Genomic DNA, 24,234 nt, shown 5'->3' with positions numbered 1-24,234 from the left:
GGGTTGAGCCGCACGTGCCCGCGCCGATGACGACCTGCGGCGACCTGGCCGAGCTGGTGCGCGCCCCGGCCGCGCTGTCCGTGCCGGGAGACGCCCTAGTCGGCGCCGCCGCGACCGGCGATCTCAGCACCCGCGCCGTCACTCGCACCGCCGGACTGGCCGCCGCGTCCGTATGCCTCTACTGGGCTGGAATGGCCGCCAACGATTGGGCGGATCGCGACCTCGACGCCGCCGAACGCCCGCACCGGCCGATCCCGTCGGGACGGGTGCGGCCCGGCGACGCGTTCGGGTTGGCCGTCGGTCTGACGGCGGCGGGGTGCGTGCTCGCAGGGTTCTCCGGCGGCAGGAGCGCCGCGGCGACGGCGAGCGTGCTGGCCGGGACGGTGTGGGCGTACGACGTCGCGTTGAAGGGCACTGTCGTCGGGCCGGCCGCGATGGCGGCCTGCCGGGGTCTGGACGTCCTGCTCGGCGCGAGCGCGGGCCGGATGCGCCGGGCCGCGCTGCCGGCGCTCACCATCGCAGCGCACACGTATACGGTGACTGCGCTGTCGCGCTACGAGGTTCACGGCGCGAGCCGCGGGCTGCCGGCGGCCACGCTGATCGCGACGGCCGCGGTGACGACGCTGGCCACGGCGCCGGCACGCGGCCAAAGTTCTCGCAGGCTCCTGACGGGAGCGTTCGCCGCCGGATACGCCGCGCTCTACGGCGCGCCGCAGCTGCGTGCGGCCGCCGAGCCGAGCGCGGCCAACGTGCGCCGCGCCGTCGGTGCGGGCATCACCAGCCTGCCTGCTCTCCAGGGCACGCTGGCCGCCGGGCTGGGAATGCCGGGAGCGGCGGCGGCGCTGGCCCTGGCCGCCGCGGTCGGCCGCCGCCTCGCCGCCAGGACGGCGGTAACATGACGACGTCCGACAAGGCCCTGCGATTCGGCTACGGAACTAACGGCTTCGGCGACCACCGACTCGACGACGCCCTGGCCATCGTCGCAGAGCTCGGATACGTCGGGGTCGCGCTCACCCTCGACCACCGGCACCTCGACCCCTACCCGCCCGGCCTGCCCCGCCGGCTCGCGCGGCTGGCGGTGCGGCTGGAGCGGCTCGGGCTCGCGGTCGTCGTCGAGACCGGTGCCCGCTACCTGCTCAACCCCCAGGGCAAACACGCCCCGACCCTGCTCGACGACGACCCCGAACCCCGGCTCGACCTGCTGCGCCGCGCCGTGCACATCGCCGCCGACCTCGGTGCCGAGGCGGTCTCGTGCTGGTCCGGCACCGCGCCGCCGCAGCTGGCGCCGGGCCAGGCGTGGGACCGGCTGGTGCGCGGCTGCGCCGCGCTGGTGGCTGAGGCCGACGCGGCCGGCGTGCGGATCGGGTTCGAGCCCGAGCCGGGCATGCTCGTGCAGACGCTCGATCAGTGGTTCGCGTTGCGCGCGGCGCTCGGCGCTCCCGGCGTGTTCGGGCTGACGCTCGACATCGGGCACTGCCGCTGCCTCGAACCCGAACCGGTGCCGGATTGCGTCGCCAGGGCCGGGCCGTACCTGACCACGGTGCAGATCGACGATATGCGGCGCGGCGTGCATGAGCATCTTGAGTTCGGCGTCGGCGAGATCGACTTCCCTCCGGTGCTGCGCGCGCTCGCGGACTGCGGCTATCGCGGGCTGGTCTCCGTGGAGCTGCCCCGCCACTCGCACGCGGCGCCGGTCGTGGCCCGTGAGTCGCTGGCATTCCTGCGCGCCGCCGAACAGAAGGAGCCCGGGTGACCGATCCTGGCTGGCTCGGCGCCGCTGCCGCCCGCGTCGCCGCCGATCCGGACGCCATCAGGGAGCTGTTTCCGTCGGCCGGCCGGCACTGCGGACGCGGACCGCTGCCGCACCCCGGTCCGCAGGAGGCCAGCTGGACCGTCGACGACGCGGCACGCACCGTGCTGTTGACCGCGTTGCCACAACGCGGTGAAGCGCTGGCCGCGACCGTGACAGTGCTCTACCACGACGGTGACGCGGCCGAGAAGCGGGGCGTGCTGCGCGCGCTGCCCCGGCTCGACCTCGCGGACGGCGCCGTGGAGCTGCTGCGCGACGCGCTGCGCACGAACGATCCCCGCCTGGTCGCCGCATCGCTGGGTCCTTATGCCCGGCACCTGGACGCCGCGGCCTGGCGGCAAGGGGTGCTCAAGTGCGTGTTCATGGGCATCGAGCTGGCCGCGATCGACGCACTGGACGAGCGCGCCGACGCCGAACTCGCGCTCATGCTGGCGGACCTGGCCGCCGAGCGCCGTGCCGCGGGCCGGACCTTCGCCGCCGACGCGACCGCGCTGCTCGCCCGGCTTCAAACGCCACAGGCATGACGTACGACGCACGACGGAGGGACCTGACAATGCGGATCTTCGACCCGCACATCCACATGACGTCACGCACGACCGACGACTACGAGCGCATGGCGGCGGCCGGTGTGCGCGCGGTGCTGGAACCCGCGTTCTGGCTGGGCCAGCCGCGCACAAACATCGGGTCGTTCGCGGACTACTTCGACGCGCTGGTCGGCTGGGAGCCGTTCCGCGCGGGGCAGTACGGCATCCACCATCACTGCGCGTTGGCCCTCAACCCGAAGGAGGCCAACGATCCGCGTTGTCGCGGCGTACTCGACCTGCTGCCCCGCTACCTGGCCAAGGACGGCGTTGTCGCGGTCGGCGAGATCGGCTACGACATGATGACCGCGCAGGAGGATGAAGCGTTCGCCGCACAGCTCGACCTCGCGCTGCGGCACCGCCTGCCGGCGCTGGTCCACACGCCGCACCGGGACAAACCCCGCGGCACCGAGCGCTCCCTGCGCGTCGTGAAGGACTCAGGCATCGAGCCCGCACTCGTCGTCCTCGACCATCTCAATGAGCTGACGGTCCGTGCGGTCGCGGACAGCGGCTGCTGGATGGGCTTCTCGGTCTATCCGGACACGAAGATGTCCGCCGAGCGCATGGTCGCGATCCTGGGCGAGTACGGCCCCCGAACGCATGCTGGTCAACTCCGCCGCCGACTGGGGCCGCAGCGACCCGCTGTCCACCGTGCACGTCGCGCGCCTGATGCTCGAAGCCGGGTTCGAGAACGACGACGTGGACCGGGTGCTGTGGCGCAACCCGGTCGAGTTCTTCGGCCGGTCGGGCCGTCTCGACCTGGCCGGCGCACCCGAGAACGACGCTGCCGACGCACCGGCCGCGACGTTCGCGGGCAACACGATCGTGCGCGGTGGCTGATGCGGTTCGCGCACCGCGACGGCCAGGCCGTCCACCTCGGCTACTGCACGAACGTCCACGCGGCCGAGAGCCTGCCCGACATCGTGGCGCAGCTCGACCTGCACGCGGTCGCGGTGCGCGAACGGCTCGGCGCGGACCGGCTCGGCGTCGGGCTGTGGCTGCCCGCTCCCGCCGCCGCGGCGCTCGCGGCCGATCCCGCGGCGGTCCGGCGCCTGCGCGGGCAGCTCGAAGCGCGCGGGCTCGAGACGGTCACGCTCAACGGATTTCCGTATCAGGCCTTTCACGCGCCGGTGGTGAAGCACGCCGTGTACCGGCCGGACTGGACCTCGCCGCGGCGCCTGGACTACACCCTCGACCTGGCTGCGGTCCTGTCCGGGCTGCTGCCCGAGGACGCGGCGCGCGGCTCGGTCTCGACCCTTCCGCTGGCCTGGCGCACCGTCTGGGATGCGGCGCGCGGCGACGCCGCCCGGCGCGCCCTCGACACGCTCGCGCGGCATCTGCGGGCCCTGCATCGGGACACCGGTCGCGCGGTGCGCATCGCGTTCGAGCCCGAACCCGGCTGCGTAGTCGAGTCGACCGCACAGGCCGCCACCCACCTGGCCGGGGTGGACCCGGAGTACCTGGGCGTCTGCGTCGATCTGGCGCACCTGGCCTGCGCCTGGGAACAGCCGTCGCAGGCATTTGACACGCTGACGAAAGCCGGGCTTCCGATCGTCAAGGTGCAGCTGTCGGCCGCCCTCGTCAGCGACCGGCCGCAGCGGGATGCGCACGTCCTGAACGAATACGCCGAGCCGCGCTTCCTGCACCAGGTCCGCTCCGCCGCCGGGCCGAGCGCGGACGACCTCGACGAGGCCCTGATCCGCGCGCTGCCCGGACCGTGGCGGATCCACTACCACGTGCCCTTACACGCCGAGCCGCTGCCGCCGCTCGGCTCCACCGCCGACGTGCTGCGAGACGCGCTCGGCTGCCTCCTCGGCGGCCCGGCAGCACTCTGCGATCACCTGGAGGTGGAGACCTACACCTGGAGCGTGCTGCCCCCGGCGCAGCGACCGCACGACCCCGACGGCCTAGCCAGGGGCATCGCCGCGGAACTGGCCTTCGCCCGCGACGAACTGCGCGCGCTCGATCTCAGCGAGCTGAACCACACCGCAGCGGAGCCACGATCACGATGACGACCCGGCCCACACCTCTCCTGGTACTCGACGTCGTCGGACTCACCCCGGCCATCCTCGAACACATGCCGCGGCTGACCGCACTCGCCGATGCCGGCTCCCGCGCCGAGTTGGGCACGGTGCTGCCGGCCGTCACCTGCACCGTGCAGTCCACGCTGCTCACCGGGGCGCTCCCGCGTGAGCACGGCATCGTCGGCAACGGCTGGTATTTCCGCGACCTCGGCGAGGTCCTGCTGTGGCGCCAGCACAACGCGCTGGTAGGCGGCGAGAAGCTCTGGCACGCGGCGCGGCGCGCCCACCCCGGCTACACGGTCGCGAACGTCTGCTGGTGGTACGCGATGGGCGCCGACGTCGACTGGACGGTGACCCCGCGCCCCATTTACCACGCCGACGGCCGAAAGGACCCCGACTGCTACACCCGGCCGCCGGAACTGCACGACCGGCTGACCGCCCGCCTCGGGCCGTTCCCGCTCTTCCAGTACTGGGGCCCCGGCGCGGGCATCGCCTCCTCCCGCTGGATCTGCCGGGCCGCCGAGCAGATCATGGCCGAGCACTCGCCCGACCTGACCCTCGTGTACGTGCCCGAACTCGACTACGACCTCCAGCGCCACGGCCCCGCCGGGCCGTACGTCGCCGCCGCGGCGGCGCGGCTCGACCTCGTACTGATGCCCCTGCTCGACGCGGCCGCAGCGCGCGAGGCGACGGTCGTCGTGCTGTCCGAATACGGGATCACGAAGGCGTCTTTTCCGGTTCACGTCAATCGCGCCCTGCGCGCGGAAGGCCTGCTGACCGTCTACACCCAGGCCGGGATGGAGTATCTGGACCCGTGGACTTCGCGGGCGTTCGCGGTCTCCGACCATCAGATCGCGCATATATACGTAGCCGACCCGGCGGACCTGCGGCGCGTGCACAAGCTGTGTGAGGCGTTGCCGGGCGTGGCGCAGGTGCTCGACGAGTCCGGCAAGAGCGAATACGGACTCGACCACGCCCGGTCGGGCGAACTGGTCCTGATCGCCGAGCCGGAGGCCTGGTTCACCTACTACTACTGGCTGGACGACGCGCGCGCCCCGGACTTCGCCCGGCTCGTCGACATCCACCGCAAACCCGGATACGACCCGGCCGAGCTGTTCTTCGATCCGGCCGGCCCGGCGGCGGCGCGGACACGCGCGGCGGCGGCGTTGCTGCGCAAGCGGCTCGGCATGCGGTACCTGATGAACGTCATCGGCCTCGACGCGGGAGCGGCGGCCGTGCGCGGTACGCACGGCCGCCTCCCCTCCGATCCCCGGCACGCGCCGCTTCTGCTGTGCTCGCGTCCCGGGGCTGCCGCTCGGCCGAGGTACGCGGCCGTTGAGGTGAAGGGCCTGCTTCTCGGGCTCGCAGGACTCACCGAGTCGGCGTGACCCCGGTCAGGTCGTCAGGTCGTCAGTTCCGTCAGTTCGGCGTCACCCGGATCAGCCGGACCGCGCCGGCACCGAGCGTGACGCGGTACGTGCCGCTGACAGTGCCGAGCGACGCGCCGCTCCACAGGTCCGTCGCAGTGCCCTTACCGCTGCTGACGCCGGCCGCGGTCAGGCTCACGCTGACGGTCAGGCCGCTCGTCCCGCTGTAGTCGAACAGGCCGATGATGACGTCGCCGTTCTTCTCGGTCTTGGCGAAGACCTGCTGGTTGCCGTTGTCGACGATGCGCCGCGCGTCGATCGCGTCCTGGTCGACGGCCAGGACCCTGGCGTTCTTCAGGTAGCCGAGGTCGGTCGCGTCGAGGTGGGTCAGGTCGGTGCCGAGGATCAGCGGCGAGGCGCCCAGCGCCCACAGACTCAGCATCGACTGCCGCTCGGGCGCGCTGATCCCGTCGTTGCTTCCGTTGCCGACCTCGGTGGAGTCGTAGTCGTTGAAGGCGCCGGGATCGCCGTCGGGCTGCCACGAGGCGACCTGGCCGAACCGGCGCTGCACCTGTGCCCAGTCGGTGAGCGGGTAGCTGCTGCCGCCACTCTCGCAGCCGTAGCACTCGATGTCGCCGCCGGTGCGCCAGCCGTTCGAGTACTGCGCCCACGTGGACGCGGCGCTGATGCTCAGGTTGTTGGACAGCTCCAGGTGGATCGGCCGGCCGGTCTGCCGCAGGGCCGCCGACCAGGCCTTCACGTCCGGGATGTCGCCGGTGCCGACTCCATCGATCTTGACGTAGTCCACGCCCCAGGACGCGAACTCGTCCGCCCACGAGTCGATGAACGGCTGCGCGCCGGGCTTGCTGTAGTCGATGCCGACCATGCCGTGGCAGTTGTAATTCTTCTCACCGGTCGTGGTCGCGATGTCGTCGATGTGGTAAGGCGTGCCGAGGATCGGGCTGTTCTTGACGACGGCCCGGTGCGAGACGCCCGGCGTGACGTAGAGCCCGAACTTGAGGCCGTCGGCGTGTACGTGGTCGGCCACTACCTCGATGCCGTTGGTGGAACCGCTCGCCGGGAACTTCGCCGGGTCGGTCACCCAGCGGCCGTTGGCGTCGACGTTCGGACCTTGACTGCCCGGACACTGATACCAGAAGTCGTCGACGTTGACGTACTGGAAGCCGGCGCCCGCCAACCCGCTGTTCTTCATCGCGTCGGCTTGCGCGTCGATCTTCGCCGCCGTCGGGTCGTGGCGGATGAAGCTCCAACTGCTCCAGCCCAGCGCCGGGGTGAGCCCCACACCGTTGCTCTCGGCTTCGGCCGTCGTCGCGTGCAGGGCTCCGGCCGCGAAGGCGGCAGTCGCGGCCAGCAATGCCGCGGATATCAGGGCCCAGGCTCTCCGGGGCATATGGTTCATCGGTGTCCTATCGGTGTATGTCCGGCACCGCGTACTAATCCAGTCTTCGGATCAGAGGTTTACTCCGGCCGACACACCAGAACAAGAATTGATCCGATGTTTCATCAGGTTTCACTGTCTGAGGCGGCAGGTTCCACCGCCGCGGACTCCGGCGCCGCGGACTCCAGTTCCGCGGTGAGGCTCGCGATGGCCGGCACGCCGCGCCAGGCGTCGAGCTTGCGCAGCTCGGTCACCACCAGCGCGGAGGCGGTCCCGGCGCCCAGCCCCAGCGCCTGCGAGCCTACGGCCGCGGCGTGCTCGACCTCGCCGACGAGCGCGTACGCGCGGGCGAGCCGTGCGGTGTGCACCGCCTGTTCCCACCGGCACAGCTGCTCCCAGCTGTCGCGGTGCCGCTCGTACGACGCGATCGCCTCGCGCACACGTCCGAGGTCCAGCAGCGAGGAGGCGCGCTGCGCGCTCTGGTGGTGCGCGCTGAAGTAGTAGCCGACCCGGTACTCGTCGCTCCACGGCGGCACGTCGGGCAGGTCGAGCTCGCGCACCCGGTCCAGCGCGCGCAGACAGGACGACTCGTCCCGGGCGAGGGCGTGGCCGCGCGCCTTCTGCTGCAGAGCCAGGCCGCGCACCTGCATCTTGATGTCCGGCTCGCGCAGCGCGGCGCGGGACAGACCGATGACCCGGTCATCGTCGTGGTCGCATTCGGCCAGCTGCGCCATGCGCACGTAGGCGTACGCGACCAGGTCCCGGTCGTCCGCGGCCTGGGCCTGTTGGAGCGCGCGCTCGGTCCACTCGGCGGCGCCGCGCAGGTCGCCGATCTCCTGGCACAGCCAGCCGTAGAACTCGGCGTACAGCGCGGTCACGTCCAGCAGCCACCGGCGCATCTCGCCCTTCGCGGCCCGCCGCATCCGGTCGATCAGCCCGTACAGCTCGGCGATCGCGGGCGCCAGATTCCCCGCGCCGATCCAGTTGTCCGCGTCGTTCACCAGGCGGCGCACCACGAGCAGGCTGTGCACCGTCTGCTCGTCCGCGGGCAGGCCGTCGTCCGCGAGCCGCCACGCCCGCGCGGTCGGCGCGCCGACGATCGCGGCGATGCACGCGTCGAGCACCGACTTGCGGTCCACCGCGGTGCGCGGCAGGGCGGCGGTCATCTGCGCCGCGGCGGCCGGCGTACCGCCCTCGTCCGCGAGGCCGAGCAGGCGCGGCGGAACCCCCAGCAGCCGGCCCAGCGACTTGAGGACCCTGATGTCGTAGCCGGGATTGCCGCCGGACTCCAGCCGGGAGAGCGCGGACTGCGAGAAACCCGCCAGCGCGCCGAGCTCGGCCTGGCTCAGCCCGTGGGCCTGGCGCGCGAGCGCGATCACCGCGCCGGGCGTCCCGGCCGAGGCGGCGCGGGTCACCTCCCAGGACCGCCAGAAGACGACCGGCAACGGGCTCAGCGCGTAGCCGGAGCCCCATGGCCGGCCGGCGGCCGGCTCGCCGTCCGGTGTCGAGATCAGCATTGGTCTCCCGTCTGCGTCGACTTCGAACCTCGTGCTTCGGACCGTGCCCGGCGCGTGCGTATGCCGATTCCGCATAGGAGATGCGACTGTTGCATCAGCCCACCGATCGTATCTCATACACCAGGTACTGTGGAGGCGGTGAAGGACGCGGAGTGGCGACGACGAGACGGAGAGAGCGTTGATCATGGACCCGGGTTCACGCGCTGCGCCGCCGCCAGGACTGCACTCCGCATTCCACTATGTCGTCGACGGCTGGCTCGTGGTGGAGCTGTCCGGGGAGATCGACTGCGCGGCCGAGCGGACCGTGGAGCGGGAGCTGGCCGGCGCGCTCAGCCCGGCGCGGCCCGACGTGATCGTGGACCTGACCCCGGTCACCTTCCTCGACTCCGGCGGCTTCCGGGCGCTGGTGCGCGCCCGCGACCGGGCGGCGGAGCTCGGCGGGAGCATGCGGCTGGTGTGCCCGCCCGGCACCGTGCGCGAGCATCTTCGGGTCCTGAGCGGCGACCGGCGGCTGCCGGCCCTGCCCGACCTCGGGACCGCCCTGGCCGCCGGGGCTCCCCCGCACGGGAGCCCCGGTACGGGGAACCGACGGTGACAGGGGACGAAGACGCGCTGCGGCCGCGGGTCCAGCGTGCCTTCGCGTCGCTGCGCCGGTTCTTCGCGCAGCCGCCCGGCCGCAAGTCGCGCTTCGTCAGCGATCTGACCTATGCCGGATACGCCGCGCCGGGGGAGGACCACGACCGAGCCGAGGCGGCGGGCTGCGAGGTGTTCACCGTCTGCCAGGACATCGCGCCGCCCGATCCCCGGGTGCGCGAACGCTGGCCCTGCCACGGCCCGGCGCCCTGGCCGGACGCGGAATTCCGGCGCGCGATGCTCGCCCTCACCGACGCGCTCGGCGTCATGGCCGACAGAATGCTGCGAGAGGCGGCGCAGGACCTCGGGCTCGACGATCCGGGTGTGTTCGCCCGGCTGACGTGGAGCGGCTGGCACCATCTGCGCGCTGCGCGCATCCCCCCGCGACGCGCGGCGATCGACCCTGCGGCCGAAGCCGGAAAAGACGGGTTGCTGGTGATCGCGATAAGGGACGACTCGGACGAGCTGACCGTACTGCCCGGCGCCGTCCTGCGGTTCCTCACCGGCGGGATACTGTCGCCCGCGCCGCAGTGTCCGCAGCCGCAGCCGGAGGCGCGTGAGCAGTACACGATGACGTACTTCCACGTGCCAAACTTCCAGAGCTGCGTCAGGCCGCTGCCCGGCGCGCCGGTGACCGCGGGCATGTCAGGCGACGACTATCTCCACTACGGCACACACTTCACCGGCACGTTCATGAGCCGGTACCCCGAACGCGTCACGACCTCGCGCATCCTGGCCGAAGATCGGCTCGCCGTTCTGACCGGCCTACGCGAGCAGGCGGCGTCTCAGACCTTTTCCGCCTGCGGGTCGGTGCCGTTCAGCTCCCTGACCTCATAGAGCAGAGCCTTTCAGCCTTCCTTTTGAGTCGTGAGCTGTCAGCTGTCAGCTGTCAGCCGTCAGTCGCGGGTGCGGGCGACCAGTTGGGTGGGATTGACGAAGCGCAGCGCCAGGACCAGGAGCACCAGCATGGAGCCGGTGTAGACGACTGCCATCGCGTCGATGGACTGAGCGCTGCGGATGCCTGCCGAGAACACCGCCGAGAACAGGCTGACCACCAGCGTCTGGCTGGTCGGCCCGGCGGTGAGGAAGGTGAGTTCGAACATGCCGAACGTGCGTACCAGGACCAGGATTCCGGCCGCGAGCATGCCCGGCAGCAGCAGCGGCGCGATGATCCGCACGAGTACCGCGCGGGTCGGCGCGCCGCACATCCGGGCCGCCGCCTCGAGCCGCGGGTCGATCTGCTCGATGAACGGCGTCATCGTGTAGACGACGAACGGGATGGACGGCACCAGGTTCGCGAGCACGACCCCGGTCAGCGAGCCGGCCAGGTGGAACTTGTAGAGCACGGTGGCCAGCGGGATGCCATAGGCGATCGGCGGCACCAGGATCGGCAGCACGAGCAGCAGCATCACCGCCTTCTTGCCCGGGAAGGAGCGCCGGGCCAGCGCGTACGCCGCCGGGACGCCGAGCAGCAGCGAGATGCCGACCACGAGGAAGGAGACCTCGAAGGTGACCGTCATCACCTGTCCGAGGTCGAACTCGCTCCACGCGGCCGAGTAGTTCGAGCTTGAATATCCGCGCGGCAGCCAGCCGTTGAACCAGGTACGGGCGAACGAGTCGAGCACCACCGTGCCGACCAGGCCGATCAGGTTCAGCAGGAAGAACACGACGACGCCCCACACCAGCCACGCGCCGGGACGCAGCGTCACCGCGCGGCGGCGCGCGTCGGCAGTCACGGTGCTCATCCCTTGCCTCCAGTCGCACCGATGTAGAGGCGGGAGCGCAGCGCCATGGCGGCGCCGATCACGGCCAGCATCAGCGCGGTCATGACCATGGCGATCGCGCAGCCCTGCGAATAGTTGAACTTCTGCAGCGCCTGCTCATAGGCCTCGATGGAGATCACGTGGGTCTTGCCGTCCGGGTCGCCGACGATCATCGCCGAGGGGAAGACGGCGAACGCGAGCACGAAAGTCAGGCAGAACGTGGTCAGCAGCCCCGGCAGTAGCAGCGGGAAGGTGACGTGCCGGAAGCGCTGCCACCAGCCCGCGCCGAGGGTCGCGGCGGCCTTCTCCAGCGAGGGGTGGATGCCGGAGAGGTAGGAGTGGATCAGCAGGAAGGCGAACGGGAACCCGCTGATGATCAGCGAGAACAGCACGCCCCAGTAGTCGTTGATCAGCGTGATCGGGCTGGCGGTCAGATGCAGCAGCCTGAGCGTCGAGTTGAACCAGCCGACCGGCCCGAAGTACTCGAGGATGCCCTCCGCGGTCAGCACGGTCCCGAGCGTGATCGGGATGACCAGCAGCGTCAGCAGCACCCGCTTGCCGCGGAACTCCGAGCGCATCCGATAGGAGATCGGCACGGCGAGCCCGACGTTGATGAGTGCCGCCGGGATGGCCAGCCGGAAGGTCGTGCCGATCGAGCCGCGGGCGAAGCCGTCGTCGAAGAACGCGCGGTAGGAGGCGAATATCCCGTGGCCCGCGTTCTCGCCCTGCGGCTGGAACGAGAGTCCGAGCCCGTAGATGAACGGATAGCAGAACAGCGCGATCATCGCGACGACGGCGGGTACGAGCAGCAGCAGCGTACGATCGATCCCACGCTCGGCCAGGCGGTGGCGCAACGCGGGGCGCGGCGGGCGCACTCCTGCCGGTTCGGTCAGTGTGCTCATTCGTCCGCTCCAGGGAAGACGAGGACGCGCTCGGGGGACACGGTCAGGCGCAGCGGATCGCCCGGCGCGACACGCACGTCGGTGCGCAGGTGAATCCGGTCGCCTGCCGGGGTGAGCGCGTCGATGTGGAAGCCGCGGCCGTGGTACTCGACGACCTCGGCCGCCACGTCGAAGACCGCGGAGACGCCCGCACCCGCCTGCGCGCCGTCATGCACGACCCTCAGATCCTCGGGCCGCACCGCGACCCGCACCTTCGAGCCCTGCTTGATCTGCTCGCCGACCCGGCCGTCCGCATGCTGCCTCGCCTTGCCCAGCAACGAGATTCCGCGTCCGCTCGCGCGCACCCCGGCCGCGTCCACGGCGTCGGCAGTGAGCGTGAGGATGTTGCGATAGCCCATGAACGCCGCGACGTACGCGCTGGCCGGCGTCTCGTACAGCTCGGCCGGCGTGCCGATCTGCGCGACGTGGCCCGAATCGAGCACGACGAGCCGGTCGGCCAGCGAGAGCGCCTCCTCCTGGTCGTGCGTGACGTACAGCGTGGTGAGGCCGAACTCCTGGTGGATGCGCCGGATCTCGGCGCGCATGTCCAGGCGCAGCGCGGCGTCGAGGTTGGACAACGGCTCGTCCATCAGCACCAGCGGCGGTTCGAGCACGATCGCGCGGGCGATCGCGACCCGCTGCTGTTGGCCGCCGGACAGCTGCGCCGGGTGCTTGTGTGCGTGCTCTGTCAGGCGCACAAGCGTCAGCACGTCGTCGACCCGCTGGTTGATCTGCGCTTTCGGCAGCTTGCGCATCTTCAGGCCGAACGCCACGTTCGAGCGCACGGTCAGGTGGGGGAAGAGCGCGTAGTTCTGGAAGACCATGCCGAACCCGCGCCGCTCCGGCGGCAGCGTGTCGATCCGCCGGCCGTCCAGCTCGATCGACCCGGCGGTCAGCGGCAGCAGCCCGGCGATGCTGCTCAGCGCCGTGGTCTTGCCGCAGCCGGACGGCCCGAGCAGCGCGATGAACTCGCCGCCGCGGACGGTCAGGTCGAGCGGGTGCAGCGCGACGTGCCCGCCGTACGCGCGGCTGATCCCGTTCAGTCGCAGCTCGCTGAAACGCTTGTCCCCGGCGCGCTCGCGGGCGGCCGCGCGCACGGAGCCGGGCGGCGCCGGCTGCGGGCTTTGCACGGCGTTACTCATGACGGCTCATGGTCCTTCTCGGCTCAGGGTCCTTCGTCACTTCGTCGAGCCGATGTTCTTGTCCCACAGGTCGAACGCGGTGACCTGGGCGTCGGCGGGCAGCGAGTTGCGCATCGGGTACTGCGTCATCCAGGTGTCGAAGTCCGGCACGCCGTACTGCGCGATCACCTGCTGCGAGGCGGCCGGAGCCGCCGTCAGCGGCACGTTCTTCACCGCGGGACCCGGATAGAAGTAGCCCTGGTCGTAGGTGACCGCCTGCTGCTCGGGCGTGAGCAGCCATTGCAGCAGCCGCAGGTCGGCGATCAGCACGTCGTCCGAGACGCCCTTGGGGATGACGCCGTACTGCGCGTCGGTGACCCAGGTGAAGGACTGGAACTTGGCGACCTTGACCGAAGCGGGCACGGTGCCGATGGCGCGCGCGTTGATGTACCAGCCGGTGGTCGAGGCGATGATGTCGACGGTGCCGGACGCGATGTTCTTCATGGTCGCGGTCGTGCCGGACGGGTAGCTGGAGACGTACTTGTTCAGCTCCGTGAGATAAGCCCACGTCTTCGACCATCCGTTGGTCGGGTCGCCGGGGTCCGAGTCGCCGAGCAGGTAGGGCAGTCCCATCAGCCAGGTGCGTCCGGGTCCTGAGTTGCGCGGCTGCGCGTACTGGTACTTGCCGGGGTTGGCCTTGGCCCATTCCAGCAGCGCATCCGTCGTGTCCGGCGGTGTGGCGACCTTCGCCGGGTTGTACTCGATCAGCGGCCCGGAGGGGTACCAGATTATTTCGATGCCCTGATCCTGGGCCAGCGTCGCCATGTCCGCCGCGGCGGCCTGGTAGTTGTCCATCAGCGACGGGAAGAACTGCGTGTAGTACGTCTTCACGTTCTGCCACAGGCCGAGCTTGATCCCGGCGGACAGGCCGTCGGTGCCGGTGAGCACCAGATGCGTCTGCACGTTGCCGGCCTGCTGCTGCGCCTCGATCTTGGCGGCGAGCTGCGGCGCGGTGCCGGTGGTGTAGGTCACGCCGGAGACAATCTCCGGATGCGCCTTGGCGAACGCCTGGATGGCCGGTTTGGTCAGCGCCAGATTGCCGGCCACGTCCAGGATGTTCAGCGTGACCGGTTTGCCCGGTGTCGACGCGACGGTCGGCGCCGAACTGCTGGTCGAGGTGGCGCTGCCCGGCGCGCCGCACGCGGCGAGCACCGGGGCCGCGGCGCCGGCGGCGAGCGTGCCGAGCAGGGTCCGGCGGCTGATCTCGGGAAGCTGAGCGGACATGGGGTTCCGCACCTCCTACATCGTCGTAAGGGGTTGAGCCGTGCGGTGATCTGAGTTACGTGAGCCGAGCGATGAACCGAGCCGGGCCGGCCAGCCTCAATGCGGGTCGGGCTGCGGGTTGCGGCCCTCCCGGGCCAGGAAGTCGAAGTCGCAGCCCTGATTCGCCTGGGTGACGTGCTCCTGGTAGAGCGAGCCGTATCCACGCTCGAACGGGGGCTGCGGCCGGCGCCAGGCGGCGCGGCGGCGCTCCAGTTTCGCTTCGGGTACGTCGAGCGTCAGGGTCCTGGCTTCGACGTCGAGGCTGATCGCGTCGCCGGTGCGTACCAGCGCCAGCGGGCCGCCGACGTGGGACTCGGGCGCGATGTGCAGGACGCAGGTGCCGTAGCTGGTGCCACTCATCCGGGCGTCGGAGATGCGCACTAGATCGGTGGCACCGGCCTCCAACAGGTACTTGGGGATCGGCAGCATGCCGTACTCCGGCATGCCGGGGCCGCCGATCGGTCCGGCGCCGCGCAGCACGAGCACCGTGTCCGGCGTGATCCCGTGTACGGGGTCGTCGATGCCGTCGCGCAGCTCCTGGTAGGAGTCGAAGACCACCGCGGGCCCGGTGTGTTTGAGCAGGCTCGGGTTGCGCGACGCGATGTACTTGATCACCGCGCCGTCCGGCGCGAGATTGCCGCGCAGTACCGCCAGCCCGCCCTCGCGGTCGCAGGGCTCGTCGATCGTGCGGATCACCCGGGCGTCGTGCACCCGCGCGGCGGCCAGGTGCTCGCCCAGCGTGCCGCCGCCGACCGTCGGCCGCTGCGTGTGCAGCGCGCCGGGCACTTTCGCCAGCTCGGACAACAGCCCCGGCAAGCCGCCCGCGTAGTAGAAGTCTTCCATCAGATACCCGCCGGACGGCCGCAGGTCCGCCAGCACCGGCACGCGGCGCGAGATCACGTCGAAGTCATCAAGGCCCAACGCCACCCCGGCGCGCCCGGCCATCGCGATCAGGTGAATCAAAGCATTCGTTGAACCACCGAGCGCGAATACGGCCGCGGCCGCGTCCTCGAACGCCTCGCGGGTCAGGTACTCGCGGATCGTGCGGCCCTCGCGCACCAGGGCGACCGCGCGCATCCCGCTTGCCGCAGCCATCCGCTCGTGCGCGCTGTCGACGGCCGGAATGGACGCCGAGCCGGGCAGCGCGACGCCGAGCACCTCGGCGACCGAGGTCATCGTGGACGCGGTGCCCATGGACATGCAGTGCCCGGGAGAGCGGGCCAGGCCGCGGCCGACCTCGGCCAGTTCGCAGTCGCCAATCCGTCCGGCGCGGTGCTCGTCCCAGTACCCGAACAAGTCGGTGCCGCTGCCGAGCGTCGTGCCTCGGTAGTGCCCGCGCAGCATCGGCCCGGCCGGCACGAACACAGCCGGCAGATCGGCGCTGGTCGCGCCCATCAGCAGCGCCGGGGTCGTCTTGTCGCAGCCGCCCATCAGCACCGCGCCGTCCACCGGATACGAGCGCAGCAGCTCCTCCGCCTCCATCGCCAGTAGGTTGCGATAGAGCATCGGAGTCGGCTTCTGGAAGGTCTCTGACAGCGTCGAGACCGGGAACTCCAGCGGGAAGCCACCGGCCTGCCACACCCCGCGCTTGACCGCCTCGGCCCGCTCGCGCAAGTGCATATGACAAGGATTGATATCAGACCACGTGTTGAGGATCGCGATGACCGGCCTGCCCAGATACTCCCCGGGCAGGTAACCGAGCTGGCTCATCCGCGAACGGTGACTGAATGCACGCAGATGGTCGCCGACCTCGCCTTCACCGAACCACGCCGCACTACGCAGCGGCCGTTGTTGCTCCGGCTGCTGCCGCGGTTCCGGCGGCTGCGGTGCGTTGCTCACAGCTGCCATCGCGCGCCCCAGTCGGCGAGGATGGACTCGATGTGGCCGCGCACCGCGGTCGGCAGTGTGCGGGACGGCGGTCGCACGTCGCGGCGTGACAGCCCAAGCTGCGCAAGTGCCTCCTTGACAACGCTGACGTTGTCAGCGGACGAATCTGCCGCGCGCAACTGCTCGAACGGCCGAATCAGATCCCAGATCTCCAGCGCGCCATGGTAATCACCGGCAGCCAGCAACCGGTACATCTCCAGCGCGATCTCCGGCGCGACGTTGGCCAGCCCGGAGGTGAATCCGGTGGCCCCGAGCGCGAAGTACCCGGGCGCGGACAGCTCGGCGAGCCCGGCGAGCCAGACGAACCGTTCGCGCCCCGCGTCCTGGGCCACCGAGGCGAAGCGGACGGGATCGGCGACCGAGTACTTGACCCCCACCACGTTCGGGCACAGCTCGCCGAGCTGCGCAATCTGCTCGCCGGTGATGCGCGCGTCCCGGACATAGAGCACGACGCCGAGTTCAGGCACCGCGTCGGCGACCGTGCGGTGGTATTCGGTCCAGCCCTCGCCGGAGATGTACGGATGCACCGGCTGATGCACCATCACCAGGTTCGCGCCGCAGTCCCGGGCATGCGCGGCCGCCGCGACGGCCCCGGCCGTGTCCAGCCCGACGCCGACGATCACCGTGGCGCGCTCGCCGACCTCCTTGACGGTGTTCTCGGCGGCGCGGCGTGCCTCGGCCGGGGTGAGCGTGTAGAACTCGCCGGTGTTCCCGTTGGGCGTGACCGCGCCGACGCCGGCGGAGACCAGCCGCTGCAGCAGCGCGGCGTGCCGGTCCCAGTCGACCGAGCCGTCCTCGGCGAACGGCGTGACCGGGATGGCGACCACCCCGGACAAGGTCGCGCGGGTGTGTTCGAGCCCCGCGAAGGCCGTTTCTGTGTCATCGTCGGATTGCATGCTGCTCCAAGCTCTGTCCAGGTGCGGAGCGTGTGCGGTGGAGAGGCGGTCCGGTCCGTTGCCGCGGGCCGGACCGCCGTGCGCTGTTCTCGGTTGGTCAGCTTGTTCGCGCCTTGCCGAAGTTGCGCTCGACGAACGCCGCGATGTGCGAGTGCAGCAGGGTCGCGGCCCGCTCGGCCGATCCGGCGAGCACCGCGTCGAGGATCGCCCGGTGCTCGGTGGCCTCCTGCTCCCAGCTCGGCGTGCGGTTCCACACGACGGCCGAGACCAGCGCGGTCTGGTCGCGCAGCCCGTCCAGGATTCCGACCATCAGCTCATTGCCGCAGCCGAGATACAGCGCGCGGTGGAAATCCCGGTTGGCCAGCGACCGATCGGCCCGGTCGGTGCACTGATCGGCCCGATCGAGCGCGTCAGCCGCCGACCGCCAGTGCGCTGATGCACTACCGTCAGCGGCGACGGCACGGCGTAACGCCTCCGGCTCGAGCAGCAGCCTGATGTCGTACACGGAGTGGGCGAGCACGTCATCGACGGTGCGTACCGTGGCGCCCTTGTACGGGCTCATCGTCACCAGGCCGGCGCCGGCGAGGGTCTTGAGCGCCTCGCGCACCGGCGTCTTGGAAACGCCCATCTGCGTGGCCAGTTCGTTTTCGACCAGGGACTGCCCCGGCGGCAGCCCCCCGGTGAGGATCGCGTGCTTGAGCGCGTCCAACACTGCCTCGGTACGCGAGGGAACCGCGACCGACGGCACGACCGCATTCGACATCTGACTCCGTTCGGCGTGCGGCCGCCGCCACACCCGAGATCTCGCATTGGATATTTCGTATACGATGTGCGAACGCTACTGCTCGGTACCCGGGACGTCAATCCCTGTTCTCATGCCGCAAGGCAAAGTGCCGGGTGGACCCTGCGTAATCAATGTTTGATTTTCGTTCACGGCGACCGGTCCGGCTACGACGCGTGGCAGGCGGCTGGCGCCAAGGGGTGGAACGACGACGAGCTACTGCCGTTCTTCAAGCGCAGCGAGCGAGCCGTCGGTAGTGATCCGGACTACCGAGATCTGAATGGCCCGGTCCACGTCAGGCTTCCCTCGACCACCGATCCGCTGTGGGAAGCGTGTTTCAAAGCGGCCGCGAAGGCAGCCCACTCTCACAATGAGGACAGCAACGCCGCGCATGCCGGCTCTTCGAACTTAACCGGGACGTGGTTCTGACGGGGATCGTTGCGGGGCCGGTTCTTTGGATTGGTACTGGGCTGACGGGGTGGCATGGATGAGTGTGTGCTCGGTCTTGAGTACGTCTTTCGGTGGTGGGTGTCGGCGCACTCCAGCGGTGGCTGTGGGCGTGGGCGGTGAATCTGGGGTCGAGGTCGAGGTCGAGGTGGTGGTGCTCGACGTAGTAGGCCAGTTCGGAGTGCCAGAGCCAGGTGCCGTCGGTAAACAGACACAGACTGCCGATATGGGTGTCTTGGGCACCCAGCACGTCGTGTGTGATCCCGAGGCTGGCGGCGGGACCGGGCACTCCCAGCACCGCGGGCTCGGCGTGCTCGATCTGCTGGTGGCCGCGACCGCGGTCCACCATGACCTGACCGTCCTGCACGTGGACAACGACTTCACTGCCCTCGCCCGCGTCCTGCCCGAACCACGCGAGCGCGACGCGCGGATCTGAACGCGATAAACCTCGGCACGCCAGGCGCTGCGCACGACGCGCCGACCACGCAATCGGACACGGATCCACGGAACCATGAGGGTTATGCAGAACTCGCAGAGCTGGCAAGCGCGACCATACGCCGGATGCGGTCGACCAGCGTCGGAGTGCTACGCGACCGCTCGCCCGAGCGCGGTCGCGTCGAGTTCTGAATAAGCCTCCACGCTCCCTCTCGCCATCGGTCATGGTGAGAGGGACCACGGACGAAATGCGCGGTGCGCAGTGAGAAGGAAGTGGGAGGGGCGGCGACGGTATACCGCGGCACGGGGCGGTGAATTTGGGACGGAGACCGGTCGAAGACCGGACACGGGTGGACGGATTGGCACTCGTGAATATGGGTTAACATATCAGGATGCAGACTCATAATCCTTGGGAGCGCGCAGGTCACCGTGATCTGAAGACTGCGCGAGTTGCCCGCCCCGCCTTGTGGCCTTAGGCCTCGAATCTGACTTGTTGATCTTTTCGAAATTCTCATTCAGTATGCCGGTTGCCTTGTGCGGTCATTTCTTAATTCTGGTTATGGATGCGCGGAAATCGTTTTCTGGGGGATTCAGAATTCGATGCTTTTATGCACGCTACTCTTCGGGTGCGGCGCCGGCTGGCGATAACGTCCGGGCACTTCATGCCAGGCGATGAATCGTCGTTGTTGTCCGGGCCCGTCGTCTCGGTCTTCATGCGCTGCTGTGGCTGTGGCATCGAACTGCGACTGCCGACGGCGTTCGTGTGGTGGAGCAGTGACACACCGTTGCGCAGCGTCGCATGTGTCTGTCGCGTGCCGTAGCTGAAGTGAGCGTGAGCTGGGCACGCTGTGCGCCAGGTGTGCGCCGACGTACTACGAGAGGTCACTGAAGCAGGCTTTCACCTGCGGAAATATGCCTCGGGGCAGCTACCCTCTCAAGGCAGTAGCGCGGGTTCGAATCCCGTCGGGGCTACAGGATCAAGACTAGGCCAGACGTAGTCTGACCTGGTCTTTCTACTTTGTTGAATCAGCGCTCTTTCATCAAAGCCCTGTCAGTGTGTGTCACCGTAGGTCGCTGTTTGTCGCCGTCCACGTGCCAGCTACGTGCCAGCTTTTTGGCCTCCGGCGGAGCCGGTGTTGGGGCGGATGGGGTTCCTGACACACTGCGCCCGGTGGCCCGCGCCTCATAGCATGCCCAGCATCGGGTAACGGGGCTTCGGATGGCCGGCGGATGAGCGCCCGTGGGTACACGCGGCCCACGAGTGCCGGGCAGTCTGTGGCTGCGGATCAGCAGTGCCCGAATTGTGAGGGATAAGTCGGTCCGACTCGGGTCGATGCTGCGATGACTCCTAATAGCCGTGGAAATGAGGAAGCGGCCCCCGAACTCGGGGGCCGCTTCCGGTCATGAGAGGCCCGCTGGTTATTCGTCATCCAGCCCATCTTCGATGGCCTTGTTTGTGGCGTCGTTCGTCGTCGAGCAGTTGGATCAGGTAGCCCGGAGACTGGGTCAGGACCCGTGCACCGGCCTGCGGGCCCAGCGCCTGACGCAGCCGCAGGCCCAGGGCGCGCAACGCCGCCGGTGCACCGGGCGGCGGTGCCCCGTCCCACACCAACTCGCTCAACTCGTCCACCGACACCGGCTCATTGACGTGCCACAGCAACACCCGCAGGCGGCCCGCCACCACCAACGGCCGCTCCTGCGCACCCTTCGCCACGACACGCAGCGTACCCAGCACCCCAACCCAAACCCGGTACCCCCGAAATGCAGTGTCGCGCCCTGTGACACCCGCCGTGACATCCCGTGCAGCGTACTTATCACTGCGATGTCACGCCCTGCGCCGACTCTAGTCGAGACGCCCCGACCGCGGCGTACACCACGGTTGTTCACGGGGCCATCGGCAGCACGGAGCACGCTCCTATGGAGGGATCACGCATGGGAAGAAATCGCACGACGACGTCGGCGGCGGTCGCGCTCGCCGCCGCGGCAGCGCTCTGCAGCACTGTCGCGGCGGCCACGCCTGCGGCGGCGGCGACGAAGGCGGGTGTCCGGCCATTCAGCGTCAACTACGTCGAGATCGTCAACTACTACGGCGGTCTGTGCCTGGACGCCCAAACCGACGCAACCCACGACCCGAGCCACAACGGCGACAGGGTCCAGCTCTGGAGCTGTGCCGGCGGCCTGAACCAGACGTGGAATTTCAACGACAACGGCACCATCACCAACGACGACGGCGGTCTGTGCCTGGACGCCGTCACCGATGCAACCCACAGCCCGACCAACCTCCGCGACCCCATCCAGCTCTGGGCCTGCAACGGCAGTAAGCAGCAGCAGTGGCAAGAAGTGCTTACGACCGCCGGCCAAGACGCGCTCGTCAACGGGTATGGCCTCGTGCTGGACGCCCAGACCGACGCAACTCACAACCCTTCCCAGAACGGCGACAACGTGCAGCTCTACAGCGGGTTCATCCCGGTGCCCACGAACCAGGAGTGGTCGGTCTCCCCCGACTAGACCGCACGTGAGGCTCCGAACGTTCATATCACCGGCATGTAAGCATTGAGTGTCAAGATCGGCCGGGCCGCGGCCCCCAGCGCTTCGCCGGGGGCCGCGGCGCATGCCTACGCCTTGCGCTCCGCTGACAACCAACACGTACGGCGCGTTCGACGCCGCGGACGTCGACACCACCCGTGCGGGTGCCGAGAATTCATCCGCGAAGGTGAGGATGCCTCTAGAACTGCTAAGCCGAAGGCGCACCGTCAGCCACGACAAGGCGCTCTACCAGCTGCGCAACGGTCGAGCGGTCGAGTGCTGTATCCGGCAGATCAAGGCCTGGCATGCCCTGGTCACGCGGTTCGACAAGTCTCCCGAAATCTACGTGGCCGGGTTGCTCATGCGCGGCGCGATCATGTGGCTGAAATTCCTACCTCAGCCACGCGATCCGAACCACGGACAGTTCCTAGAAACAGAGCCCTCAACAGTAAAGGGCCTCACTTTTCACGGTGATTGCAGCCGGTGAGGGAAACGCGTGAGCGGGCGGTGAGCGCCGTATTAGCGAGCGTCGGCAGGCTGACTGCGGCAGATGCCAAACGCGACGTCGCAGAGGCCTCGTTGCCGCAACTCACCGAGGATGACCCCATGCGCGCCACGTCCTTGAAACGCGACATCGGGCCCTAAGACGCCGCGCGCCACACCCGGCACAACGCGGCTATCACCGCGACACAACGCCCTGCCCGACTCTCGTCGAAGCGCCACGACCGCAGCGACGAGCCGCGACCGACAACGGCACCATCGGCGACACCCAAATTCCGGTGATCGCGGACGGTGGCGGATCGCTGGGTTCTGCCTGGGGCTACGGCCCTCCGTCGCTCAGGCGATGTAGGGCGCGGCGGTCGCTTGCGCGCCTTCAAAACTCATCTGTATCCGTCAATTCACAGATTCCTCTGGGGGCGTTCGTGAACGGCCTGAACCGCATGAAGATTCCGGCGCGCCTGCTTCCACGTCGCAGTCGGCGAACCGCGCTGCTGCTCGGTACGACCGCGATCGTCTGCGGCACCGGCGTGGCCGCTGTGGTCGCGCTCGGTGGCCAACCCGCGATGGGCGGCACATCGCAGAACTCGACGGCCAACTCCTCTTCGACTCACTCAACCCCGTTTCGTGCGACGAGCGGCCCGCCCGCAGGAGTTGTAGCCCCCGTCGAGCGGCCCTCCGCGGCGCCATCGAGCACGTCTACCGGCACACCGGCAGTACCATCGAATTCTGTCACGCTCGACTCTTCAGGCGGCGTGACCTGGCTGGCCGCCGGCTCGATTCCGCTTGCCGGCGTCTACCACTGGACATGGTCTGACGTACCCGATCCGATGTATCAGGGCTATGTCTGCAGCCACGGCACGTTCGCGCAGCTCGGCGCCGTGTCCGTCGAAGGGCGCAGCGCGCTGCCGAGCACCGCTGCCGACAGCCCGTACTACGACGAATTCACCGCGCAAGAGCAGGCGTATTCCTTCACAAGTAGCCGGGCGGCAGCGGAGGCCCTCGCGAAGATCACAAACGGTGCCCGCGGCTGCGCCGCCATCGCCTCAAACGCCACCGCGCCGGGCGTCCATCAGACTGCTGTGGGCCCACGGTCTGCGGCGTTTGCCGTCTACCCGACTCCGGTCACAGCGCAGGGCTTCGGCGGGGCGGTGCGCGAAACCCACGAATACCTCGCCCAACACGGGCCCCTGATCGCCGTCGTCGACGTGGTGACCGCAACCTCGACCGGCACACCGAGCCAGCTCTACCTCAACAACGTGCGCGACCAGTCCGTCCTGGACGCCCTTACCGCCAGCCTCTCCGGCTCCGCCGGATAGGCCGAAGCCGCGCGGCTTGCTCACCGCGCGATCGCCCCCCAACCCTCAGCCAAACAGAAAGGTGTCTTCATGCATGCCTTAATCAGGCGGCGAATAACCCTGATCGGATTGGCGATGTCCATCGCCGGATCGCTCGCCGTGTCCGCCGTGCCGGCATCCGCGGACAGTTCATGCACCGGCAGCAGCCAGTGCAGCTCGGACGCGGGCCTCGCTCCTACATCGGGCGGTTCCGGCAGCCTCGGCGTCACGCTCGGCGGCTCGATCAGTGCGGCGACCGTGATCGGCCGCGCCAAGGACTGGTCCAGCCAGGCCGTGCCATACACCGGGTCGTCGGGCAACTGGGACAACTCACCGTGGTCCTTCTGGACCGACAACCAGGTCGGAGGGCCCTACCGACAGGACTGTTCCGGATTCGTGAGCATGGCCTGGGGTCTGACAGCCGACACCAACACCTACGGACTGCCCGCGTACTCGTACGAGCTGACCTCCAATGGCAACCCCGACCCCTCCCAGCTTCAGCCCGGGGATGCTCTGATCGCCGGCGGGCACACCGTGATCTTCAACGGCTGGTACGACAGCGCCCACACGAAGTACTACGCCATCGAGGAAACCCCGCCCAACACCATCGGCGGCGACAACACCGACGTGATTCCCTACCCGTACTGGAGCACCAACGGGATACCGGACGGCGCGGTCAGCGGAAGCTTTGGCGACACATACTGGCCATACCGCTACGACAACTTCACCGCACCCGCTCCGAGTTCGTCTGGTTCGCATCAGGCGTCTGAGGCCGCGTCGCAGAATTCGGGTGTGATCGACGAGTTGTACGAGGGCGCATCCGGCAGCCTCCAGCACAGCTGGGGCAGCGTCGGCGGATCCGGCTGGGTCGGCCCGGCCAGCCTCGGCGGCTCGATGGCCTCCGAACCATCCACCGTGACCTCCGTGTCAGGAACCGTCGACTCGTTC

Annotated in this window: 21 protein-coding genes and 3 pseudogenes; 14 read left to right on the top strand and 10 right to left on the bottom strand. The window is 69.4% G+C overall.

What is annotated here, in order from left to right; all coding sequences use genetic code 11:
* Positions 1 to 26: 26 nt before the first annotated feature.
* From VGZ32_RS12080 to VGZ32_RS12060, 6 genes and pseudogenes are all read left to right on the top strand, one after another.
* The gene (locus tag VGZ32_RS12080) at positions 27 to 899 is read left to right on the top strand and encodes an SCO3242 family prenyltransferase (protein WP_349263579.1); all 873 of its coding nucleotides are present in this window, start codon (positions 27 to 29) and stop codon (positions 897 to 899) included.
* Complete coding sequence (locus tag VGZ32_RS12075; RefSeq protein ID WP_326886049.1) at positions 896 to 1,753, top strand: sugar phosphate isomerase/epimerase family protein; 858 nt, start codon at positions 896 to 898, stop codon at positions 1,751 to 1,753. The genes VGZ32_RS12080 and VGZ32_RS12075 overlap by 4 nt, the downstream gene beginning before the upstream one ends.
* Positions 1,750 to 2,334, top strand: a complete 585-nt coding sequence (locus VGZ32_RS12070) for an EboA domain-containing protein (RefSeq protein ID WP_326886048.1) — start codon at positions 1,750 to 1,752, stop codon at positions 2,332 to 2,334. The genes VGZ32_RS12075 and VGZ32_RS12070 overlap by 4 nt, the downstream gene beginning before the upstream one ends.
* Before the next feature lie 29 nt (positions 2,335 to 2,363).
* Positions 2,364 to 3,231: pseudogene (locus VGZ32_RS28700) on the top strand (TatD family hydrolase).
* Positions 3,231 to 4,403 (top strand): metabolite traffic protein EboE, encoded by a 1,173-nt coding sequence (gene eboE, locus VGZ32_RS28695; RefSeq protein WP_349263577.1) that lies wholly within the window; start codon positions 3,231 to 3,233, stop codon positions 4,401 to 4,403. Before VGZ32_RS28700 ends, eboE begins: the two are co-directional and overlap by 1 nt.
* The gene (locus VGZ32_RS12060; RefSeq protein WP_326886046.1) at positions 4,400 to 5,803 is read left to right on the top strand and encodes an alkaline phosphatase family protein; all 1,404 of its coding nucleotides are present in this window, start codon (positions 4,400 to 4,402) and stop codon (positions 5,801 to 5,803) included. The genes eboE and VGZ32_RS12060 overlap by 4 nt, the downstream gene beginning before the upstream one ends.
* Before the next feature lie 31 nt (positions 5,804 to 5,834).
* Here VGZ32_RS12060 and VGZ32_RS12055 read toward each other — a convergent pair whose 3' ends face one another.
* Positions 5,835 to 7,193: a glycoside hydrolase family 27 protein gene (locus VGZ32_RS12055; protein ID WP_326886045.1), complete on the bottom strand. Its 1,359-nt coding sequence runs from the start codon at positions 7,191 to 7,193 to the stop codon at positions 5,835 to 5,837.
* A 113-nt stretch (positions 7,194 to 7,306) separates the two neighbouring features.
* Complete coding sequence (locus tag VGZ32_RS12050) at positions 7,307 to 8,698, bottom strand: helix-turn-helix transcriptional regulator (RefSeq protein WP_326886044.1); 1,392 nt, start codon at positions 8,696 to 8,698, stop codon at positions 7,307 to 7,309.
* Between the two features lie 184 nt (positions 8,699 to 8,882).
* Between VGZ32_RS12050 and VGZ32_RS12045 the strand changes: the two genes are divergently transcribed.
* Both VGZ32_RS12045 and VGZ32_RS12040 read left to right on the top strand, forming a co-directional pair.
* Positions 8,883 to 9,293, top strand: coding sequence for an STAS domain-containing protein (locus VGZ32_RS12045; RefSeq protein WP_326886043.1), 411 nt, complete (start codon positions 8,883 to 8,885; stop codon positions 9,291 to 9,293).
* Positions 9,290 to 10,168, top strand: a complete 879-nt coding sequence (locus tag VGZ32_RS12040; RefSeq protein ID WP_326886042.1) for a 2-oxoglutarate and iron-dependent oxygenase domain-containing protein — start codon at positions 9,290 to 9,292, stop codon at positions 10,166 to 10,168. The genes VGZ32_RS12045 and VGZ32_RS12040 overlap by 4 nt, the downstream gene beginning before the upstream one ends.
* 59 nt (positions 10,169 to 10,227) lie before the next feature.
* On the opposite strand, the gene VGZ32_RS12035 is transcribed toward VGZ32_RS12040, so the two are convergent.
* The 7 genes from VGZ32_RS12035 to VGZ32_RS12005 all read right to left on the bottom strand — a co-directional run bounded on the left by VGZ32_RS12035 (position 10,228) and on the right by VGZ32_RS12005 (position 18,025).
* A complete protein-coding gene (locus VGZ32_RS12035; protein WP_326886041.1) occupies positions 10,228 to 11,076 on the bottom strand; it encodes an ABC transporter permease in 849 nt (282 codons plus the stop codon).
* Positions 11,073 to 11,996, bottom strand: a complete 924-nt coding sequence (locus VGZ32_RS12030; protein WP_326886040.1) for a sugar ABC transporter permease — start codon at positions 11,994 to 11,996, stop codon at positions 11,073 to 11,075. Before VGZ32_RS12030 ends, VGZ32_RS12035 begins: the two co-directional genes overlap by 4 nt.
* On the bottom strand, positions 11,993 to 13,177 hold the full coding sequence (locus VGZ32_RS12025; protein ID WP_326886039.1) for an ABC transporter ATP-binding protein: 1,185 nt from the start codon (positions 13,175 to 13,177) through the stop codon (positions 11,993 to 11,995). The genes VGZ32_RS12030 and VGZ32_RS12025 overlap by 4 nt, the downstream gene beginning before the upstream one ends.
* A gap of 36 nt (positions 13,178 to 13,213) precedes the next feature.
* Entirely contained in the window at positions 13,214 to 14,440 is a 1,227-nt protein-coding gene (locus VGZ32_RS12020) for an extracellular solute-binding protein (protein ID WP_326886038.1), read from the bottom strand.
* 96 nt (positions 14,441 to 14,536) lie between these two features.
* On the bottom strand, positions 14,537 to 16,327 hold the full coding sequence (locus VGZ32_RS12015; protein ID WP_326886037.1) for an IlvD/Edd family dehydratase: 1,791 nt from the start codon (positions 16,325 to 16,327) through the stop codon (positions 14,537 to 14,539).
* Positions 16,315 to 17,262, bottom strand: coding sequence for a dihydrodipicolinate synthase family protein (locus VGZ32_RS12010; RefSeq protein WP_326886036.1), 948 nt, complete (start codon positions 17,260 to 17,262; stop codon positions 16,315 to 16,317). The genes VGZ32_RS12015 and VGZ32_RS12010 overlap by 13 nt, the downstream gene beginning before the upstream one ends.
* Positions 17,263 to 17,359: 97 nt before the next feature.
* A complete protein-coding gene (locus VGZ32_RS12005; protein ID WP_326886035.1) occupies positions 17,360 to 18,025 on the bottom strand; it encodes a GntR family transcriptional regulator in 666 nt (221 codons plus the stop codon).
* Positions 18,026 to 18,181: 156 nt separating this feature from the next.
* On the opposite strand from VGZ32_RS12005, the gene VGZ32_RS12000 reads away from it, so the two are divergent.
* Both VGZ32_RS12000 and VGZ32_RS11995 read left to right on the top strand, forming a co-directional pair.
* Entirely contained in the window at positions 18,182 to 18,472 is a 291-nt protein-coding gene (locus tag VGZ32_RS12000) for a GMC family oxidoreductase N-terminal domain-containing protein (protein WP_326886034.1), read from the top strand.
* Between the two features lie 298 nt (positions 18,473 to 18,770).
* Positions 18,771 to 18,926 (top strand): annotated as a pseudogene (locus VGZ32_RS11995) (PIN domain-containing protein); the annotation flags it as partial.
* A 1,425-nt stretch (positions 18,927 to 20,351) separates the two neighbouring features.
* Here the strand turns inward: VGZ32_RS11995 and VGZ32_RS11990 are convergent.
* Positions 20,352 to 20,639, bottom strand: a complete 288-nt coding sequence (locus tag VGZ32_RS11990) for a hypothetical protein (RefSeq protein WP_326886032.1) — start codon at positions 20,637 to 20,639, stop codon at positions 20,352 to 20,354.
* A gap of 218 nt (positions 20,640 to 20,857) precedes the next feature.
* Between VGZ32_RS11990 and VGZ32_RS11985 the strand changes: the two genes are divergently transcribed.
* From VGZ32_RS11985 to VGZ32_RS11970, 4 genes and pseudogenes are all read left to right on the top strand, one after another.
* Positions 20,858 to 21,433, top strand: a complete 576-nt coding sequence (locus VGZ32_RS11985) for an RICIN domain-containing protein (RefSeq protein WP_326886031.1) — start codon at positions 20,858 to 20,860, stop codon at positions 21,431 to 21,433.
* A gap of 211 nt (positions 21,434 to 21,644) precedes the next feature.
* A complete protein-coding gene (locus tag VGZ32_RS11980; protein ID WP_326886030.1) occupies positions 21,645 to 21,938 on the top strand; it encodes a hypothetical protein in 294 nt (97 codons plus the stop codon).
* A gap of 766 nt (positions 21,939 to 22,704) precedes the next feature.
* Complete coding sequence (locus VGZ32_RS11975; protein ID WP_326886029.1) at positions 22,705 to 23,268, top strand: hypothetical protein; 564 nt, start codon at positions 22,705 to 22,707, stop codon at positions 23,266 to 23,268.
* Between the two features lie 114 nt (positions 23,269 to 23,382).
* Positions 23,383 to 24,234 (top strand): annotated as a pseudogene (locus tag VGZ32_RS11970) (hypothetical protein); the annotation flags it as partial.

It is taken from the genome of Actinocrinis sp. (assembly GCF_035938995.1).
In the GTDB taxonomy this organism is placed as follows: domain Bacteria; phylum Actinomycetota; class Actinomycetes; order Streptomycetales; family Catenulisporaceae; genus DASZGI01.
This window is presented reverse-complemented; position numbering and strand designations above follow the sequence as displayed.